Origin of the sequence: Metapseudomonas otitidis (genome assembly GCF_900111835.1) — a bacterium.
GTDB lineage: Bacteria > Pseudomonadota > Gammaproteobacteria > Pseudomonadales > Pseudomonadaceae > Metapseudomonas > Metapseudomonas otitidis.
In genome coordinates this window covers 137,867-154,214 of sequence record NZ_FOJP01000001.1, presented here as the reverse complement: position 1 = coordinate 154,214, position 16,348 = coordinate 137,867, and the positions used below count along the sequence as shown (strand labels likewise).

Annotated in this window: 19 protein-coding genes and 1 other RNA gene; 9 read left to right on the top strand and 11 right to left on the bottom strand. The window is 69.3% G+C overall.

The window, feature by feature from the left end; genetic code table 11:
- Positions 1–101 precede the first annotated feature (101 nt).
- From BM198_RS00765 to BM198_RS00750, 4 genes are all read left to right on the top strand, one after another.
- On the top strand, positions 102–1,037 hold the full coding sequence (locus BM198_RS00765) for a LysR substrate-binding domain-containing protein (RefSeq protein ID WP_074967073.1): 936 nt from the start codon (positions 102–104) through the stop codon (positions 1,035–1,037).
- A 63-nt stretch (positions 1,038–1,100) separates the two neighbouring features.
- Positions 1,101–3,410, top strand: a complete 2,310-nt coding sequence (locus BM198_RS00760; protein WP_074967071.1) for a tetratricopeptide repeat protein — start codon at positions 1,101–1,103, stop codon at positions 3,408–3,410.
- A gap of 92 nt (positions 3,411–3,502) precedes the next feature.
- A complete protein-coding gene (locus BM198_RS00755; RefSeq protein WP_044402169.1) occupies positions 3,503–3,805 on the top strand; it encodes a DUF2388 domain-containing protein in 303 nt (100 codons plus the stop codon).
- An 85-nt stretch (positions 3,806–3,890) separates the two neighbouring features.
- Positions 3,891–4,118, top strand: a complete 228-nt coding sequence (locus tag BM198_RS00750) for a hypothetical protein (RefSeq protein ID WP_074967069.1) — start codon at positions 3,891–3,893, stop codon at positions 4,116–4,118.
- 126 nt (positions 4,119–4,244) lie between these two features.
- Here the strand turns inward: BM198_RS00750 and gcvH are convergent, their stop codons facing one another.
- From gcvH to BM198_RS00705, 9 genes are all read right to left on the bottom strand, one after another.
- Positions 4,245–4,628, bottom strand: a complete 384-nt coding sequence (gcvH, locus tag BM198_RS00745) for a glycine cleavage system protein GcvH (protein WP_044402162.1) — start codon at positions 4,626–4,628, stop codon at positions 4,245–4,247.
- A 45-nt stretch (positions 4,629–4,673) separates the two neighbouring features.
- A complete protein-coding gene (gene gcvT, locus BM198_RS00740; protein ID WP_074967067.1) occupies positions 4,674–5,756 on the bottom strand; it encodes a glycine cleavage system aminomethyltransferase GcvT in 1,083 nt (360 codons plus the stop codon).
- Between the two features lie 184 nt (positions 5,757–5,940).
- A complete protein-coding gene (locus BM198_RS00735) occupies positions 5,941–7,509 on the bottom strand; it encodes an ABC transporter permease (RefSeq protein WP_244165661.1) in 1,569 nt (522 codons plus the stop codon).
- Between the two features lie 101 nt (positions 7,510–7,610).
- A complete protein-coding gene (locus tag BM198_RS00730) occupies positions 7,611–8,612 on the bottom strand; it encodes an extracellular solute-binding protein (RefSeq protein ID WP_074967065.1) in 1,002 nt (333 codons plus the stop codon).
- Between the two features lie 110 nt (positions 8,613–8,722).
- A complete protein-coding gene (locus BM198_RS00725) occupies positions 8,723–9,940 on the bottom strand; it encodes a 2-octaprenyl-3-methyl-6-methoxy-1,4-benzoquinol hydroxylase (RefSeq protein ID WP_074967063.1) in 1,218 nt (405 codons plus the stop codon).
- 9 nt (positions 9,941–9,949) lie between these two features.
- A complete protein-coding gene (locus BM198_RS00720; RefSeq protein WP_074967061.1) occupies positions 9,950–10,432 on the bottom strand; it encodes a DUF4442 domain-containing protein in 483 nt (160 codons plus the stop codon).
- A gap of 7 nt (positions 10,433–10,439) precedes the next feature.
- Complete coding sequence (gene ubiH, locus BM198_RS00715; RefSeq protein WP_074967059.1) at positions 10,440–11,624, bottom strand: 2-octaprenyl-6-methoxyphenyl hydroxylase; 1,185 nt, start codon at positions 11,622–11,624, stop codon at positions 10,440–10,442.
- A 1-nt stretch (position 11,625) separates the two neighbouring features.
- Positions 11,626–12,960 (bottom strand): Xaa-Pro aminopeptidase, encoded by a 1,335-nt coding sequence (gene pepP / locus BM198_RS00710; RefSeq protein WP_044402143.1) that lies wholly within the window; start codon positions 12,958–12,960, stop codon positions 11,626–11,628.
- A 46-nt stretch (positions 12,961–13,006) separates the two neighbouring features.
- The gene (locus BM198_RS00705) at positions 13,007–13,561 is read right to left on the bottom strand and encodes a YecA/YgfB family protein (RefSeq protein ID WP_074967057.1); all 555 of its coding nucleotides are present in this window, start codon (positions 13,559–13,561) and stop codon (positions 13,007–13,009) included.
- A gap of 158 nt (positions 13,562–13,719) precedes the next feature.
- Between BM198_RS00705 and BM198_RS00700 the strand changes: the two genes are divergently transcribed.
- The 4 genes from BM198_RS00700 (at position 13,720) to BM198_RS00685 (ending at position 15,060) form a co-directional block, all read left to right on the top strand.
- Entirely contained in the window at positions 13,720–13,929 is a 210-nt protein-coding gene (locus BM198_RS00700; protein WP_044402137.1) for a TIGR02449 family protein, read from the top strand.
- Positions 13,926–14,240: a cell division protein ZapA gene (locus BM198_RS00695; RefSeq protein ID WP_044402134.1), complete on the top strand. Its 315-nt coding sequence runs from the start codon at positions 13,926–13,928 to the stop codon at positions 14,238–14,240. The genes BM198_RS00700 and BM198_RS00695 overlap by 4 nt, the downstream gene beginning before the upstream one ends.
- Positions 14,241–14,274: 34 nt before the next feature.
- A non-coding RNA gene (gene ssrS / locus BM198_RS00690) (6S RNA) lies at positions 14,275–14,453 on the top strand.
- 7 nt (positions 14,454–14,460) lie between these two features.
- On the top strand, positions 14,461–15,060 hold the full coding sequence (locus BM198_RS00685) for a 5-formyltetrahydrofolate cyclo-ligase (protein WP_074967055.1): 600 nt from the start codon (positions 14,461–14,463) through the stop codon (positions 15,058–15,060).
- Between the two features lie 25 nt (positions 15,061–15,085).
- On the opposite strand, the gene BM198_RS30055 is transcribed toward BM198_RS00685, so the two are convergent.
- Entirely contained in the window at positions 15,086–15,229 is a 144-nt protein-coding gene (locus BM198_RS30055) for a hypothetical protein (protein WP_164707296.1), read from the bottom strand.
- 209 nt (positions 15,230–15,438) lie between these two features.
- Between BM198_RS30055 and BM198_RS00680 the strand changes: the two genes are divergently transcribed.
- Positions 15,439–15,888 (top strand): EVE domain-containing protein, encoded by a 450-nt coding sequence (locus BM198_RS00680; RefSeq protein ID WP_074967053.1) that lies wholly within the window; start codon positions 15,439–15,441, stop codon positions 15,886–15,888.
- 12 nt (positions 15,889–15,900) lie between these two features.
- Here the strand turns inward: BM198_RS00680 and BM198_RS00675 are convergent, their stop codons facing one another.
- Positions 15,901–16,317: a flagellar basal body-associated protein FliL gene (locus BM198_RS00675; RefSeq protein ID WP_074967051.1), complete on the bottom strand. Its 417-nt coding sequence runs from the start codon at positions 16,315–16,317 to the stop codon at positions 15,901–15,903.
- Positions 16,318–16,348: the final 31 nt, after the last annotated feature.

The window sequence follows — 16,348 nt, the reverse complement described above, 5'->3', positions numbered from 1 at the left end:
TCCAGTATTGGTGAACGACACGCAACTACAATCGAATTGTTTTTGCCTTATTGTTCGATCCTGCTCACCATTGGACCTTTACCGCCGCCCTGGAGCCGCCCATGCGCTTCCCTTCGATGACCGCCCTGCGCGCCCTCGACGCCGTCGCCCGGCTGGGCAGCGTCTCCGCCGCCGCCCGCGAGCTGAGCCTCACCCGCAGCGCCATCAGCCACCAGATCAGCAGCCTGGAAGAGGCCCTCGGCTTCGCCCTCACCGAGCGCATCGGCCGTGGCATCGGCCTCACCTACCGGGGCGAGCGCTACGCCCGGGAGGTGCAGCGGGCGCTGTCCAGCCTGCGCGAGGCCGCGCTGGGGCTGGACCAGCAGGAGGTCTCCGGGCGGCTCTGCGTAAGCTGCAACCCCGGCTTCGCCACCTATTGGCTGTGCCACCACATCGGCTCCTTCCAGCGCCAGTACCCGCAGGTGCAACTGCAGGTGGTCTCGCCCCGCACGCCGGACGACACCCGCAACCCCCAGGCCGACCTGTTCATCGCCTACGGCATGGGCGACTGGCCGGACCAGTGGGTGGAGCAGATCGTCGCCTTGCGCTTCTTCCCGGTGTGCAGCCCGCGCCTGATCAATGCCCACGGCGGGCTCAAGCACCCAACCGAGCTGGCGGGCTTCCCCCTGCTGCACATGAACGACCACAGCGACTGGCGGGTCTGGCTGGCCACCGCCGGCGCCTCCCAGGTGGACGCCTCCAGCGGCATCGTCTTCTCCGATGCCCATTGCGCCCAGTCGGCCTGCATCGCCGCCCAGGGCGTGGCCATCGGCGACAACCTGCTCAGCGGCGATGCCCTGGCCCGGGGCCTGCTGGTGCGCCCCTTCGAGACCAGCATCGATTCGCCCCGGGGCTACTACCTGGTGGCCGACCCGTTGAAGGCGGAACGCCCGGCGGTGCGTGCCTTCGGCAACTGGGTGCGGCACCAGCTGCAGGCCACCACCGGCGACCTGCGCCGCGAGCGGCCCCACCCGGGCGAGCCGCAGGCGCTGGTTTGACAGCCCCCACGCCTTCACGGAAGCTGCCGCCTTCCGTGCCCATGCGCCACAGCGGACGTCTGCATGCCTGATCCGAGCCCCACGCCCTCCACCCGCCCACGCCGCAGCTACGTGCTGCCGGTGCTGCTGTCGCTGGCGGTGCTGCTGGGACTGGGCAGTTGGCTGTGGATCGCCGGCGGGCGTCCCTACACGCCGGCCAGCACGCCCCGCGCAAGCCTCGACGACAGCCCCGCGCAGTGGGTGGACGAGCAGCAGTGCGCCACCTGCCACGCGCCCCAGGCCCGTGCCTGGAAGGGCTCCCACCACCAGCTCGCCCTGCAGGAAGCCAGCGCCAGTACGGTGAAGGGCGACTTCAATGACGCCCGCTTCGAGGATGGCGCCGGCGCCACGCGCTTCTTCCAGCGCGACGGCGGCTTCTGGGTGAACACGGCCGGAGCGGACGGCCAGCAAGGCGACTACCGGGTGGCCTGGGTGATCGGCGTCGAACCGCTGCAGCAGGTCCTGCTGGCCTTCCCGGACGGGCGCTACCAGGCCCTCGACATCGCCTGGGACGTGCAGCGCCAGGCCTGGTTCCGCCTGCCGGCGGGCCAGGGCGTCGACAGCAGGGCCGACAGCCACTGGGCCCAGCCCGGGCAGAACGCCAACCTGCAGTGCATCGACTGCCACACCAGCGGCTTCCAGAAGAACTACGACGCCGCGACCGACCGCTATGCCAGCCAGTGGCAGAGCCCCGGCGTCGGCTGCCAGGCCTGCCACGGCCCGGCCTCGCGCCACCTGGAGTGGGCGCGATTCAGCGGCCTGCACGCCCAGGCCGGCTTCAGCCTGGACCTCAGCCGCGCCAGCAGCCGCCTCCAGGTGGAAAGCTGCGCGCGCTGCCACGCCCGTCGCACGCCCCTGGGCGAGGGCTACCAGGTGCAGGACCGTTTCATGGACGACTACCTGCCCGCCGCCCTGACCCGCGAGCTGTACGAGCTGAACGGCCACTTCAAGGAGCAGGTCTACGAATACGGCGCCTTCACCCAGAGCCGCATGTACGCACGCGGCCTGAGCTGCACCACCTGCCACGATCCCCACGCCGGCACCCTGAAGGTGGAAGGCGACGGCCTCTGCACCCAGTGCCACAACCCCGAGGGCCGCAGCCTTGTCGCCGGCATCGACGACCGGGGCCTGCGGGCGCGGGACTACAGCAGCCCCGACCACCATCACCACCGTTCCGGCGAGGCCGGCTCGCGCTGCGTCGACTGCCACATGCCGTCACGCACGCTGCTGGGCAACGACCTGCGCCACGACCACCGCTTCAGCCTGCCGGACCCGGCCCACGCCCTGAAGCTGGGCACCTCGGATGCCTGCCAGGCCTGCCACGCCAACCTGCCCAACGAGACCCTGGTGGGCGAGTTCGAGCGCTGGTACGGCCGCACCCAGGCCGGTGCGCCACGTTATGACGAGAGCCTGGCCCTGGTGCGCCAGGGCAAGCCGGGCGCCTCGCGGGCGCTGTTCCAGCAGCTGGAGCGTGCCGACCTGCCGGCCATCCGCCGCGCCACCCTGCTGGCGGAGCTGCCGGCCTACCCCAGCGAGCGCGCGCTGAAGGTGGCCGCCAACGACCTCAACCACGCCGCGCCCCAGGTGCGCGAGGCGGCCATCCGCGCCGTCAGTGCCCTGCTGCCGCCGGAGCAGCGCCGCGACCTGCTGGGCCCGCTGCTGAGCGACCGCGTGCGTGCCGTGCGCATCGCCGCCGCCCGCGACCTGCTGGGCATGCGCACCACCGGGCTGGGCAACTACCAGCGCGCCTGGAGCCAGGCCATCGGTGAATACGAGGCCGCCCTCAGCAGCCAGGCCGAGCGCCCGGAGGTGCAGTTGGCCCTGGCCGCCCTGCAACAGGCCGACGGCCGCGCCGACCAGGTGGAAGGCCGCCTGCGCACCCTGCTGGCACGCAACCCGGACTACCTGCCCGGCACCGTCGCCCTGGCCCAGTGGCTGGACGCCAACCAGCGCGGCGACGAAGCCCTGGCCCTGCTGGACCAGGTCCTGGCCCAACACCCCGAGGCGGGCGCCCTGCACCATGCACGGGGCCTGGCCCTGCTGCGCCGGGGTGATCGCAGCGGCGCGCTGCAGGCCCTCGAACACGCCGTCCGGCTGGAGCCGGGCAACCCGGGCTACGGCTACGCACTGGCCACGCTGCTGCACGATGCCGGCCGGCTGGAGGAGGCCTGCCGGCGCCTGGAGCTGGTGCTGGAAAGCCAGCCGGCCCACCGCGAGGCCCGCCTGGCGCTGATCGCCTACTGGCGCGAGGCGGGGCAGATCCAGCGGGTGCAGGCCCTGCTGGCCGAGCTGGAGCAACTGAACCCGGACGACCCGGCGCTGCGTCGCGAGTAACGCCACGACGGTTCGCATCGAGCCGGCGGAACTCCGGGCACGGGCCTAGAATCCAAGGTGTCAGGTCCCCCCCCAACACCCTGGAGCCCGCCATGCGTACCCGCCTTGCTGCCACCGTCCTCGCCCTGATCGCCCTCCCCGCCGGTTCGGCCATGGCCGACACCTTCTGGCGCAACGTGATCTCCTCCGGCGCCACCACCGCCTCCACCTACGTCACCTTCAAGGACCACAAGCTGATCGTCGCCGCCCGCGAGGATGCCAGCAGCTTCGTCGCCAGCGACGGGCAGATCCGTGGCCCTTACCTGGAGGCCGCACTGCGCCAGGTGCGTGCCGACAACCCCGGCCTCACCGCCAGCGACGAGGAGCTGGCCAGCGCCATCCTCGCCAGCGAATAACGCGAAACGGACGATACGCCGCACGGAACGCAATGGGAGGCCGGGTTAGACTGGCCTCCCGCAACCGGCACAAGGACCGCGCCCCATGGGCAATCCGATTCCCACCCTCAAGGTCATCCTGATCCTCACCATCGCCGTCGACATGTTCTGGTTCGGCGACCGCCTGCTGTCGATCTTCGGCTTCAGCTTCTACGAGATCCTCCCCGACAAGCTGATCAGCCTCATCGCCATGATGAGCAACGCCCTGATGATCCTCTTCAACGTGCTGCTGATCGGGCTGCTCTCGCGGCTGCAGCTGAAGGACGAAAACTGAGCGCACGCCACCACCGCCCGGCAGGGGCAGCGCTCTGGCATCCAAAGGCAAACGATTGGGAATAAACGCAGCCCCGACCGGTGATGACACCGGCCGGGCGCGCCCCATTGCGGGGCGCAGGCGTGATCAGGCTTCGGCGACGGCGGCGTAGCCGGCAGCGTCCAGCAGCTTGTCCAGCTCGGCGGTATTGGCCGGCTTGAGCTTGAAGAACCAGGCACCGTAGGGATCGCTGTTGACCAGCTCGGGCGAGTCGGCCAGTTCTTCGTTGATGGCGATCACTTCGCCGGAGACCGGCGCATAGATGTCGGACGCGGCCTTCACCGACTCCACCACACCGGCTTCCTGGCCAGCGGCCAGGGCCTTGCCCAGCTCCGGCAGCTCGACGAAGACCACGTCACCCAGGGCCTCCTGGGCATGGTCGGAAATGCCGACGGTCACGGTGCCGTCGGCTTCCAGGCGCGCCCACTCGTGGCTGGCGGCGTAACGCAGGTCGGCGGGAATGTTGCTCATTGTTCTGGCTCCTAAGGACAGTGGCGGGCAGCCCGCCTGGGAAATTTAGATCAAGGCCCTGCCATTGCGAACGAAGTTCGGCTGGACCACGCGAACCGGGTACCACTTGCCACGGATCTCCACTTCGGCGCGCTCACCAGTGGCCGCCGGGACCCGCGCCAGGGCGATGGACTTGCCCAGGGTGGGGGAGAAGCTGCCGCTGGTGATCTCGCCATCGCCGATGCCCTCGACCCGCACCACCTGGTGGGCCCGCAGCACGCCGCGCTCTTCCAGCACCAGGCCCACCAGCTTCGGGTGGGGGCCGGCGGCACGCTCGGCCTCCAGGGCGCTGCGGCCGATGAAGTCACGCTCGGCGGGCTCCCAGGCGATGGTCCAGCCGAGGTTGGAGGCCAGGGGCGAGGTGTTCTCGTCCATGTCCTGGCCGTAGAGGTTCAGGCCGGCCTCCAGGCGCAGGGTGTCGCGGGCGCCGAGGCCGATGGGGGAGATGCCGGCGCCGACCAGCTCGTTGAGCATGTCCACGGCCTGGTCGCGGGGGAACATGATTTCCAGCCCGTCTTCACCGGTGTAGCCGGTGCGGGCGATGAACCAGTCGCCTTCGGGCAGGCCCTGGAAGGGCTTGAGTTCATGGATCAGCGCGGCGCGCGGGCTGCTCACCAGGTCGGCCAGGCGCTGGCGCGCGGTGGGGCCCTGGATGGCCAGCAGGGCCAGGTCGTCGCGCAGGGCCAGGCGCACGTCGAAGGCTTCGGCGTGGCGCTGCATCCAGGCGATGTCCTTGTCACGGGTGGCGGCGTTGACCACCACGCGGTAGCCCTCGACGGTGAGGTAGACGATGAGGTCGTCCACCACGCCGCCCCGCTCGTTGAGCATGACGCTGTAGAGCGCCTTGCCGGGGCTCTGCAGGCGGCTCACGTCGTTGGCCAGCAGGCGCTGCAGGTAGGCCGTGGCCTGGCTGCCGGCAACGTCGACGACCGTCATGTGGGACACGTCGAAGACGCCGCAGTCGCTGCGCACCTGGTGGTGCTCCTCGACTTGCGAGCCGTAGTGCAGCGGCATGTCCCAACCGCCGAAATCGACCATCTTGGCGCCAAGGGCCAAGTGCAGGTCATGGAGCGGTGTGCGCTGTCCCATGGGTTTCTCCTTCCGGGCTTGGCGAACTGCGATCCGCGCTCAAGCCCCCGCCAATCCTGGCGTTCAGGGCTGCCGGGGGCCTTTCGTGACACGGGGTCCGAGGGGCGGGCCGCAACGAATGGCGCGCATTGTAGCTGCAAGGTCGGAGACTGGACACCCGACGGGTGACCGGCTGGTCGAGCGGCTATCCGCCGCCCATCGGGCGGGCCGAACGGCGGATCAGCAGCACCACCGGCAGCAGCCCCACCAGCACCAGGCTGAGGGCCGGCAGCGAGGCCCGTGCCCACTCCCCTTCGCTGGTCATCTCGAAGACCCGCACGGCCAGGGTGTCCCAGCCGAAGGGGCGCATCAGCAGGGTGGCGGGCATTTCCTTGAGCACATCGACGAACACCAGCAGTGCAGCGCTCAGCAGCCCCGGTGTGAGCAGCGGCAGGTAGACCCGGCGGAACAGGCCGAGCCCACCCACGCCCAGGCTGCGGGACGCCTCCGGCAGTGACGGGCGGACCCGCGCCAGCGCGCCTTCCAGCGGGCCGTGGGCCACCGCCAGGAAGCGCACCAGGTAGGCCACCAGCAGGGCACTGAGCCCACCCAGCAGCAGCGGCTTGCCGGCTCCGCCGAGGGCGGAGGACAGCGGCACGACGACGGCCCGGTCCAGGTGGCTGAACACCAGCATCAGCGCCACCGCCAGCACCGAACCGGGCAGGGCGTAGCCGAGGTTGGCCAGGCCCACGGCGGCCCGCACCGGCCGCGTCGGCTGCTGGCGCCGGGCGAATACCAGCAGCAGGGCGACGCCCACGGTGATCAGCGCCGCCAGGCCGGCCAGGGCCAGGCTGTGCAGCACCAGTGCCTGGTAGCGTTCGTCCAGGTCGAAGCGGCCGCGCTGCCAGAACCAGGCCAGCAGCTGCAGCAGGGGAATGACGAAGGCGCAGGCGAACACCAGGGTGCACCAGCCGCTGGCGGCGAGGGCGCGCCAGCCCTGCAGCCGGTAGAGCGGTGAGCCGCGGCCGCGCTCCTTGGCCGGGCGCGGCACGCCCCGGGCACGGCGCTCGCCGTAGAGCACCAGGCCGACGCCGAGCAGCAGCAGGCTGGCCAGCTGAGCGGCGCTGGACAGGCTGAAGAAGCCGTACCAGGTCTTGTAGATGGCGGTGGTGAAGGTGTCGAAGTTGAACACCGAGACGGCGCCGAAGTCCGCCAGGGTCTCCATCATGGCCAGTGCCAGCCCGGCACCGATGGCCGGCCAGGCCACCGGCAGAGCGACCCGCCAGAACGCCTGCCAGGGGGACTGCCCGAGGGTGCGGGCGGCTTCCATGAGGCCGCGCCCCTGGGCCAGGAAGGCGGCCCGCGCCAGCAGGTAGACGTAGGGGTAGAACACCAGCGACAGCACCAGGATGACGCCCCCGGTGGAGCGCACCCGGGGCAGCCGCACGCCGCTGCCGAACCACTCGCGCAGGGCGCTCTGCACCGGGCCGGCGAAGTCGAACAGGCCGATGAAGACGAACGCCAGGACATAGGCCGGGATGGCGAAGGGCAGCATCAGCGCCCAGTCGAGCCAGCGCCGGCCGGGGAATTCGCAGAGCGCCACCAGCCAGGCCAGGCTCACCCCGAGCAGGGTGACGCCGGTGCCGACGCCGAGTACCAGCACCAGGCTGTTGCCCAGCAGGCGGGGGAGCTGGGTGTCCCAGAGGTGGGCCCAGATCTCCCGGTCCACGTCCTGCCAGGCCAGCAGCAGCACCAGCAACGGCAGGACCACCAGGCTGGCGGCGGCGAACGCCGGCCAGTGCCAGTGGCGACGCGGCGAGCGCGGGGGCGCCGGCTCGCCGCTGGCGGGGTTCGCCAGAACCCCTTGGGCGGGGCTCAGCGCCACGCCACCCGGTCCATCATGCGGATGGCCTCGGCCTGGCGCTGGCCGGTGACTTCCACCGGCATGTCGTCGGCCTTGAAGGGGCCCCAGGCGGCCACTTCGTCAGACGGGTTCACTTTGGGGTTGGCGGGGAACTCCTGGTTGAGGCTGGCGAACAGGCCCTGGGCGTCGGGGCCGGTCATCCACTCCACCAGGGCGCGGGCCGCCTCCGGGTGCGGCGCGTGGCGGGTCAGGCCGATGCCGGAGAGGTTGACGTGCACGCCACGGTCCGCCTGGTTGGGCCAGTAGAGCTTGGCGCGCAGCTGCGGGTTCTGCTTGTGCAGGCGCCCGTAGTAGTAGGTGTTGACGATGCCGACGTCGCACTGGCCGGCGTCCACGGCCTGGATCACCGCGTTGTCGTCGGCGAAGGGGTCGGTGGCCAGGTTGGCGACCCAGCCCTTGAGCACCTGTTCGGCACGCTCGGCACCCTGGGCTTCGATCAGCGCGGCGGTCAGCGACTGGTTGTAGACCTTCTTCGAGGAGCGCAGGCACAGGCGGCCTTCCCATTCCGGGCCAGCGAGGGATTCGTAGGTGGAGAGGTCGTCGGGCTTCACCCGCTCGGTGGAGTAGACGAGGGTGCGGGCCCGCAGGGACAGGCCGGTCCACTGGTCGCTGCTGGAACGGTACTGGGCGGGGATGTTGGCCTTGACCGCATCCGAGCCCAGGGGCTGGAGGATGCCCATCTGCTCGGCCTGCCAGAGGTTGCCCCCGTCGACGGTGAGCAGCAGGTCGGCGACGCCGTTCTCGCCCTCGGCCTTGATGCGCTGCATCAGCGGCGCCTCCTTGTCGGTGATGAAGCGGACCTTGACGCCGGTCTTGGCGGTGTAGGCATCGAACACCGGCTTGATCAGCTCGTCGATGCGCGAGGAGTACACCACCACCTCGTCGGCAGCTTGCACGCTGGGGATGCCAAGGCCGACGGCCATCAGGGTGAGAAGGGTCTTGCGCGCCTTCATTGCTCATGCCTCTCGTGGTCGGAAAGGCTGGCGATAGTAATCAATCTCAGTTGCATGCAGGCCGGCCATGTATGACCGGGTGTTTCTCCGGGGCGCGAGGCCCCGGACGGTCAGGCGCGGGCGAGGTCCGGCAGGTCCCCGGAGAGGCCGAGGGCCTGGCGCACGAACAGCGCCTTGGCCTCGGGCTGCTGGTTGACCCAGCGCAGGCCGGCATTGCGCAGCCAGCGCAGGGGCAGCGGGTCGGCCTGGAACAGGCGCTCGAAGCCCTCCATGGCGGCCATCATCCCGAGGTTGTAGGGCATGCGGCGGCGCTCGAAGCGGCTGAGCACCTTCTCGTCCGCCAGGCGCTCGCCACGGGCGTGGGCGTGCAGCAGCACTTCGGCCAGCACGGCGGCGTCGAGGAAGCCGAGGTTGACCCCCTGGCCCGCCAGCGGGTGGATGGTGTGGGCGGCATCGCCGATCAGCGCCAGGCCGGGCTCGACGTAGCGCTTGGCATGGCGCTGGCGCAGGGGGATGCACAGGCGCGGGTCGCTGTGCTCGACGCGCCCCAGGCGGTGCTCGAAGGCCTCGCCGAGGGCGCTGCAGAAGGCGTCGTCGTCCAGTGCCATGAGCCGCTCGGCTTCTTCCGGGGTGACGGACCAGACGATGGAGCACCAGTGCTCGTCGCCCTGGCGGTCCAGCGGCAGGAAGGCCAGCGGGCCGTCGTCGGTGAAGCGCTGCCAGGCGGTGCGCCGGTGCGGCTGCTCGCAGCGCACGCTGGTGACGATGGCGTGGTGCAGGTAATCCCATTCGCGGGTGGCGCAGCCGGCCAGGCGGCGTACGGCGGAATTGGCGCCGTCGGCGGCGATCACCAGCGGGGCACGGAGCTGGCGGCCATCCACCAGGGTCAGCAGCCAGTCGTCACCGGAATGGCGCAGGTGTTCGAGGCGGGCATTGGGCATGAGGCCGATGCCGCTGTCGTGCAGGGGCTCCAGCAGGGCGTCCTGGACCACACGGTTCTCGACGATGTGGCCGAGCACGTCGGCATGGACGCTGGCGGCGGAGAAGTGGATGGCGCCGGTGCCGGTGCCATCCCAGACCTGCATCTCGCCGTAGGGGCTGGCGCGACGCGCGACGACGCCCGGCCAGGCGCCGAGGCGGTCGAGGATGCGCTGGCTGGCGGCGGACAGGGCGCTGACGCGGGGCTCGAATGCAGCCTCGGCATCGAAGGGCTTGACGCTGAGGGGGCTGCCGTCGATCAGGAGGATATCCAGCCCGCTGTCCTTGAGTGCCAGGGCCAGGGCGCTGCCCACCATGCCTGCACCGACGATGATCAGATCCGCTTGCATGTCCGTTCCTTATGCGCCTTGTCGCGCCTGCGGCTTGAGCCGCACGTAGAGGGTCTTTCGCACCCGGGCCACCAGGGTGCCTTGGCCGTCATGCACGTCGACGTGCAGGTCGGGCAGATACTTGTCGCCGCCGGCGGTGTGCTGGCGGATGCGCTCGATCAGCGCGTCATCGATGTGGAACTCGGCGTACACCGGCCCGCGCCCGGGGGCGATGAAGTCGATGTGGGCGGCCTTGTCCCAGACGATGTAGTCGCGCCCCAGCAGCTGCATCAGCATGAGCATGTAGAAGGGGTCGGTCATGCTGTAGAGCGAGCCGCCGAACTGGGTGCGGACGTAGTTGCGGTTGTACCAGCCCAGGCCCATCTTGACCCGCACCCGGCGGAAGTCTGCGCTGATCTGCCGCACGCGGATACCCGCCCCGAGGTAGGGCGGGTAGAGGTTCAAGGCCCAGCGCAGGATGCGCGCCTTGCGCGCCAGTCGGCGGTCCGCCATGGCGCGGTCAGACCGGGCGGGTGCCCAGGCCCATGGCCTGGCGGGCGAACCAGCGCTTGGCCGGGGGCAACAGGTCGAGGCCGAGCAGGCCCAGGTTGCGCCCGGTGGCCAGCAGCGGTTCCTTGTTGGAGAACAGCCGCGTGACCTGGTCGGAGAAGCCGACGGTGAGGTCCTGGTCCAGGCGCTGGCTGGCGAGGTAGCCCTGCAGGGTGGCCAGGTCGCCCAGGGGCGCGGTGCTGGCCAGCAGGGTTTCCGCCAGGGCCACGGTGTCGCGCAGGGACAGGTTGTAGCCCTGGCCGGCGATGGGGTGCAGGCTGTGGGCGGCGTTGCCGAGCACCACCAGGTTGGGGCGCACCTGCTCCTCGGCCTCGATCAGGGTGAGCGGGTAGAGGTGGCGGGCGCCGACCTGGGAGAAGGCGCCCAGGCGGTAGCCGAAGGTGGCCTGCAGTTCGCCGAGGAAGGCGCGGTCATCGAGGCCGGCCAGGCGCTGGGCGTCATCGCCCGGCCGGGTCCAGACCAGTGCGCAGCGGTTTTCCGGCAGCGGCAGCAGGGCCATGGGGCCTTCGTCGGTGAAGCGCTCGAAGGCCTGGCCACGGTGGGATTCCAGCGGGCTGACGTTGGCGATCAGCGCGGTCTGCCCATAGGGGTTGCGGCGCACGCCGATGCCCAGCTGCTCGCGCAGGCTGGAGCGGCCGCCGTCGGCGAGGATCGCCAGGTCGCATTCGAGCTGGGTCTCGTCGTTGAGGCTGAGGCGGTAGCCGCCTTCCAGCGGCTCCATGCGCACCACTTCCGCCGGGCAGTGCCAGGTGACCACGTCCGGGTCGAGGGCCTGCCAGAGGCACTGTCCGAGCCAGGCGTTCTCCACGACGTAACCGAGGGCGGGGACGCCCTCTTCGATGGCGGCCAGCCGCGCCGCGCCGAAGCGGCCGCGGTCGGAGACGTGGATCTGCAGGATGGGCTCGGCGCGCTGGGCGATGGCCGGCCACAGGCCGAGGCGTTCGTAGATGCGCCGGGTGCCGAAGGAGAGGGCGGAGGAGCGGGCGTCGTAACTGGGCTGGTAGCTGTTGCCGGGGGCGAAGGGCTCGATCAGGACGATCTTCCAGCCCCGCTCGCGGGCACCTTGTTGCAGGGCCAGGGCCAGGCTGGCACCCACCAGGCCGCCGCCGACGATCGCCAGTTGGGTGCGGGCCATGTCAGGCGGCCTCGCTGCGGGCGGCGGCCATCAGGGCTTCGATCTCGGCGACGGTCTTGGGTACGCCGCCGGTGAGGATCTCGCAGCCTTTCCGGGTGACCACGACATCGTCTTCGATGCGCACGCCGATGCCGCGCCACTTCTTCGGCACGTCCTGGTTGTCGACGCCGATGTAGATACCGGGCTCGACGGTCATCGCCATGCCGGGCTCGAGGACGCGCCACTCACCGCCGACCTTGTATTCGCCGACGTCGTGCACGTCCATGCCCAGCCAGTGGCCGGCGCGGTGCATGTAGAAGGGCTTGTAGGCTTCGCGGGCGATCAGTTCGTCCACCTCGCCCTGCAGCAGCCCCAGTTCCACCAGGCCGGCGGTGATGACCCGCACGGTGGCTTCGTGGGCTTCGTTCCAGTGCTTGCCGGGGGCGATCTCAAGGAAGGCAGCCTCCTGGGCGGCCAGCACCAGCTCGTAGATGGCCTTCTGCTCGGGGCTGAAGCGGCCGCTGACGGGGAAGGTGCGGGTGATGTCGCTGGCGTAGCAATCCAGCTCGCAGGCGGCGTCGATCAGGACCAGGTCGCCGTCCTTGAGGAGGGCGTCGTTCTCGCGGTAGTGCAGGATGCAGGCGTTCTTGCCGGCGGCGACGATGGAGCCGTAGGCGGGCATCTTCGCGCCGCCCTTGCGGAACTCGTATTCCAGCTCGGCTTCCAGGCTGTATTCGTAGAGACCGGCGCGGGCGGCCTGCATGGCGCGGACATGGGCACGGGCGGAGACTTCGCCGGCCTCGCGCATGACCTTGATCTCGGCGGCGGACTTGTACAGGCGCATGTCGTGCAGCAGGTGGTCCAGGGCGACGAACTCGTTCGGCGGCTGGGCGCCCTGGCGGGCCTTGGAGCGGATCACGTTGACCCACTCCATGAGGTGGTGGTCGAACTCGGGGTTGGTGCCGATGGAGTAGTAGACCCGCGAGCGGCCTTCGATCAGGCCGGGGAGGATGTCGTCGATGTCGCCGATGGGGAAGGCGTCGTCCGCGCCGTAGTCGCGGGTGGCGCCGTCCTGGCCGGCACGCAGGCCGTCCCACAGTTCACGCTCGGGGTCACGCTCGCGGCAGAAGAGCACGTACTCGCCGTGTTCCCGTCCGGGGATCAGCACCATCACCGCTTCCGGCTCGGGGAAACCGCTGAGGTACTGGAAGTCACTGTCCTGGCGGTAGACGTGCTCGACGTCGCGGTTGCGGATGTAGACCGGCGCGGCGGGCAGGATGGCGATGCTGTTGGGCACCATCTGCTCCATCAGCGCCTTGCGGCGACGGGCGAATTCGGACTTCGGGATACGGGTCATGCGCGCTCCTTGATCGAGGGTGCCGGGATGGCACCCGTGACGCGGGTCAGTGCAGGTAGGTCTTCGGCGCCGGTGCGGCGCCCCGGTTGCATTCGCTGAACAGCAACAGGGGGGCGACGCGCAGGTACTCCATCACTTCCATGTAGTCGGTCTCACCGTCCTCGGAATCTTCCAGGGCGCTCTGCACCTGGGCGATGGAAGCAAGGTCCTGTAGGACTTCGACCGCTTCGCCTGACAGCGCACCTTCACGCGCGGTGAGGCCGAAGCCGCCGAGGAATCCCTGGCACCACTGGCCCAGGGCCGCAGCGCGTTCGGACAGGGGCGTTTCGTCGTCGGGCAGCAACAGCACGACGGCCATCTCGCCGCCGGTGAGTTCGCCCTTGACCATCTCCTGCAGGCCGATCAGGGCCTGGCGCAGGTTGTCCTCGGGCGAGGCGCCGAGCAGTTCGGCAGCATCCTCCAGCCAGGGCTCGGGCTCGAAGCCGGCTCCGGCGCAACTGCGCCCCAGGAGCAGGCCGTGGAGTTCGGCAGGGGAAACGGGCTGGCCGGTGCTGGCGAGCAGCGCGGCGAATGCGGAATACGGGGAGTTCGGGCTGGGCATGGGTGGCTAGGCGCCGGGGGGCGCAATCACTAGAATGACGGCCTCGTATCCTAGCATCGGCACGCGCGCCAAGACCATGCGACGTCGCCGCGGGGTTTGTCCCTGGATCGGGCCGGTCCTGTATAGTCCCTGTCCACTCATCGCCGAGTAGAAAGCCCATGGAAGATGCCGACCTGAAAGCACTCGCCACCCGCCTGGAACACCTGATCCAGCGCGTGGAGCAGCTCAAGGCGCACAACCGGCAACTGCTCGCGAACGAGAGGATGTGGAAAGAAGAACGCGCTCATCTGATCGAAAAGAACGAACTGGCCCGGCAGAAGGTCGAAGCGATGATTTCGCGCCTGAAAGCCCTGGAGCAGGATTCATGACCCAGTCCAATACCGTCACCGTCCACATCCTCGACAAGGATTACTGCATTGCATGTCCCTCGGACGAGCGCGCCAACCTGGAAAGCGCTGCCCGCTACCTGGACGGCAAGATGCGCGAGATCCGCAACAGCGGCAAGGTGATCGGCGCCGATCGCGTCGCCGTGATGGCGGCGCTCAACATCACCCACGAGCTCCTGCACAAGCAGCAGCGCCTCGACCAGGAGGCCACGTCCACCCGCGAACGGGTGCGCGACCTGCTGGAACGGGTCGACCACGCCCTGGCCACCGATCAGGATGCACCCGGGGCCTGACGCCACCGACCTTTCTTGGGGTATACTCGCCGCCAGCTCCCTGGTTTGTTTGCCAGTCGGTGATGTCCCTGAGCCGATACGCACAACCACGGGGGTTGTAAGTGGGGCCGGTGTGCATGTCCGCCTGACGGAAAGCCTTAACGCCTCCTGCAACCTCCACCTTGAACTTTCGGGTTCAAGGGCTAACCCGACAGCGGCATAACCGGGGAGTCATATTTTCATGATCACTGCCGGCACCCTCTCCCGCCCGGCCCTGCGGCGCCTCCTCAGGCAACAACGCCGCCAGCTCTCCCCCCTCCAGCAGAAGAAAGCCGCCCGTGCGCTGTACCGTCAGCTCGCACAGCACCCGCTGTTCCGCCGTGCCCGCCATCTGGCGCTGTACCTGCCCAACGACGGCGAGATCGACCCACGACCGCTGCTGCGCGAGGCCCAGCGACGGGGCAAGGCCACCTACCTGCCGGTGCTCAATGCCTGGCCGCGCACGCGCATGGCCTTCCAGCGCCTGATGCCCAGCGAGCGCCTGGTGCGCAACCGCTTCCGCATCGAAGAGCCGCGCACCAATACGGCGCGGCAGCGGCCGGTGTGGACGCTGGACCTGGTGCTGATGCCGCTGGTGGGATTCGACGAGGAGGGCGGCCGTCTGGGCATGGGCGGCGGCTTCTACGACCGCAGCCTGGCCTACCGGTCACGCCGCAAGCACGGGCAGAAACCGACGTTATTGGGCCTGGCCCATGAATGCCAGAAGGTGGATCGGCTGCCGCTGGCGAGCTGGGACGTCCGCCTCCAGGGCACGGTGACGGACGGCGGCTGGTACCGCTGAGGGCGCCGGAAAGGCGCCCGGGGGATCAGGGCTGTTGCTGCTGGGTGATCACGCCAGCGGGAGCGCTGCCCTGACGCTGCTCCCAGAGGCTCTGGGTGTAGCCCGTGGTGACCACGCCCAGCCCGAAGATGATGACCAGTACCCAGAGAAGATCGGGTTTACGCTTCATCGAAATGCCTCCCCCTTCAAGGCATGGTGCCCGCGATGACTTGCGGCGATTTTCTGGTTTTTTGAGTGGGCTGTGCGGCAACGTCCGGCTCGAAGTGCGGCATTTTCAGGCAAGCCGTGATAACGCGCAATTATGACGCCAACCGATTGTCGGCTAATCGTTACATTTCTTTCCGTTGGCGCAAGGACCACTTTTCAGGAGCAAAGTTCATGCCCCACTGGCTGATGAAATCGGAACCCGACGAACTGTCGATCCACGACCTGCAACGCCTCGGCCAAGCGCGCTGGGACGGGGTGCGCAACTACCAGGCGCGCAACTTCATGCGCGCGATGAGCCCGGGCGACCTGTTCTTCTTCTACCACTCCAGCTGCCCGGAGCCGGGTATCGCCGGCATTGCCCGCATCGTCGGCGCCACCTACCCCGACCCGACGGCCCTGGACCCGCAGAGCCACTACTTCGACGCCAAGGCCAGCCACGAGAAGAACCCCTGGAGCGCACTGGACGTGGAATTCGTCGAGGCCTTCGTGCGGGTCATCCCTCTGGCGCAGCTGCGCGAGGCAGAGGCCCTGCAATCAATGCCGCTGGTGCAGAAGGGCTCGCGCCTGTCGGTGATGCCGGTGACCGATGCCGAATGGCAGGCCGTGCTGGCCCTGCGCTGAAACCGCAGCCCGTCAGGGCTGCACGATCAGGTTGTTGAACAACAGGTCCTCGACCAGCGGCTTGCCTTCTTCCTGGTTGAGCGCCTGCTGCACCTGTTTGAGCGCTTCCTGGCGCAGTGCTTCCTTGCCCTCCACCGAGCTGAGCGACTCGTCGGTCTGCTGGGCGAACAGCATCACCAGTTGGTTGCGGATCAGCGGCTCGTGGTACTCCACCGACTTCTTCGCGTCCTCCCCGGTGACCCGCAGGGAAATGTCGGCCTTGAAGTACTTCAGCTTCGGGCCGGCGCCGTAATTGCCCACCAGCGCAGGCACCAGGTCGAGATAAAGCACCTTGGGCGCCTCACCTTCCTTGGGCTCCTCCTTGGATTCCGAGGCGAAGGCGGAGAAGGGGATCAGCAGGGCCAGCAGCAGAGCGAGAGTGGTCTTCACGGGAGGGATTCCTGATGGGGCGTGCCCGCTA

What these genes read in the sequence shown, in the direction of transcription:
- BM198_RS00765 (WP_074967073.1), top strand. Translation starts at nt 102, where the DNA reads ATGCGCTTCCCTTCGATGACCGCCCTGCGCGCCCTCGACGCCGTCGCC.
- BM198_RS00760 (WP_074967071.1), top strand. Translation starts at nt 1,101, where the DNA reads ATGCCTGATCCGAGCCCCACGCCCTCCACCCGCCCACGCCGCAGCTAC.
- BM198_RS00680 (WP_074967053.1), top strand. Translation starts at nt 15,439, where the DNA reads ATGCCCCACTGGCTGATGAAATCGGAACCCGACGAACTGTCGATCCAC.
- BM198_RS00755 (WP_044402169.1), top strand. Translation starts at nt 3,503, where the DNA reads ATGCGTACCCGCCTTGCTGCCACCGTCCTCGCCCTGATCGCCCTCCCC.
- ubiH (WP_074967059.1), bottom strand. Translation starts at nt 11,624, where the DNA reads ATGGCCCGCACCCAACTGGCGATCGTCGGCGGCGGCCTGGTGGGTGCC.
- BM198_RS00705 (WP_074967057.1), bottom strand. Translation starts at nt 13,561, where the DNA reads ATGCCCAGCCCGAACTCCCCGTATTCCGCATTCGCCGCGCTGCTCGCC.
- BM198_RS30055 (WP_164707296.1), bottom strand. Translation starts at nt 15,229, where the DNA reads ATGAAGCGTAAACCCGATCTTCTCTGGGTACTGGTCATCATCTTCGGG.
- BM198_RS00730 (WP_074967065.1), bottom strand. Translation starts at nt 8,612, where the DNA reads ATGAAGGCGCGCAAGACCCTTCTCACCCTGATGGCCGTCGGCCTTGGC.
- BM198_RS00750 (WP_074967069.1), top strand. Translation starts at nt 3,891, where the DNA reads ATGGGCAATCCGATTCCCACCCTCAAGGTCATCCTGATCCTCACCATC.
- BM198_RS00685 (WP_074967055.1), top strand. Translation starts at nt 14,461, where the DNA reads ATGATCACTGCCGGCACCCTCTCCCGCCCGGCCCTGCGGCGCCTCCTC.
- BM198_RS00720 (WP_074967061.1), bottom strand. Translation starts at nt 10,432, where the DNA reads ATGGCGGACCGCCGACTGGCGCGCAAGGCGCGCATCCTGCGCTGGGCC.
- gcvH (WP_044402162.1), bottom strand. Translation starts at nt 4,628, where the DNA reads ATGAGCAACATTCCCGCCGACCTGCGTTACGCCGCCAGCCACGAGTGG.
- pepP (WP_044402143.1), bottom strand. Translation starts at nt 12,960, where the DNA reads ATGACCCGTATCCCGAAGTCCGAATTCGCCCGTCGCCGCAAGGCGCTG.
- gcvT (WP_074967067.1), bottom strand. Translation starts at nt 5,756, where the DNA reads ATGGGACAGCGCACACCGCTCCATGACCTGCACTTGGCCCTTGGCGCC.
- BM198_RS00700 (WP_044402137.1), top strand. Translation starts at nt 13,720, where the DNA reads ATGGAAGATGCCGACCTGAAAGCACTCGCCACCCGCCTGGAACACCTG.
- BM198_RS00695 (WP_044402134.1), top strand. Translation starts at nt 13,926, where the DNA reads ATGACCCAGTCCAATACCGTCACCGTCCACATCCTCGACAAGGATTAC.
- BM198_RS00725 (WP_074967063.1), bottom strand. Translation starts at nt 9,940, where the DNA reads ATGCAAGCGGATCTGATCATCGTCGGTGCAGGCATGGTGGGCAGCGCC.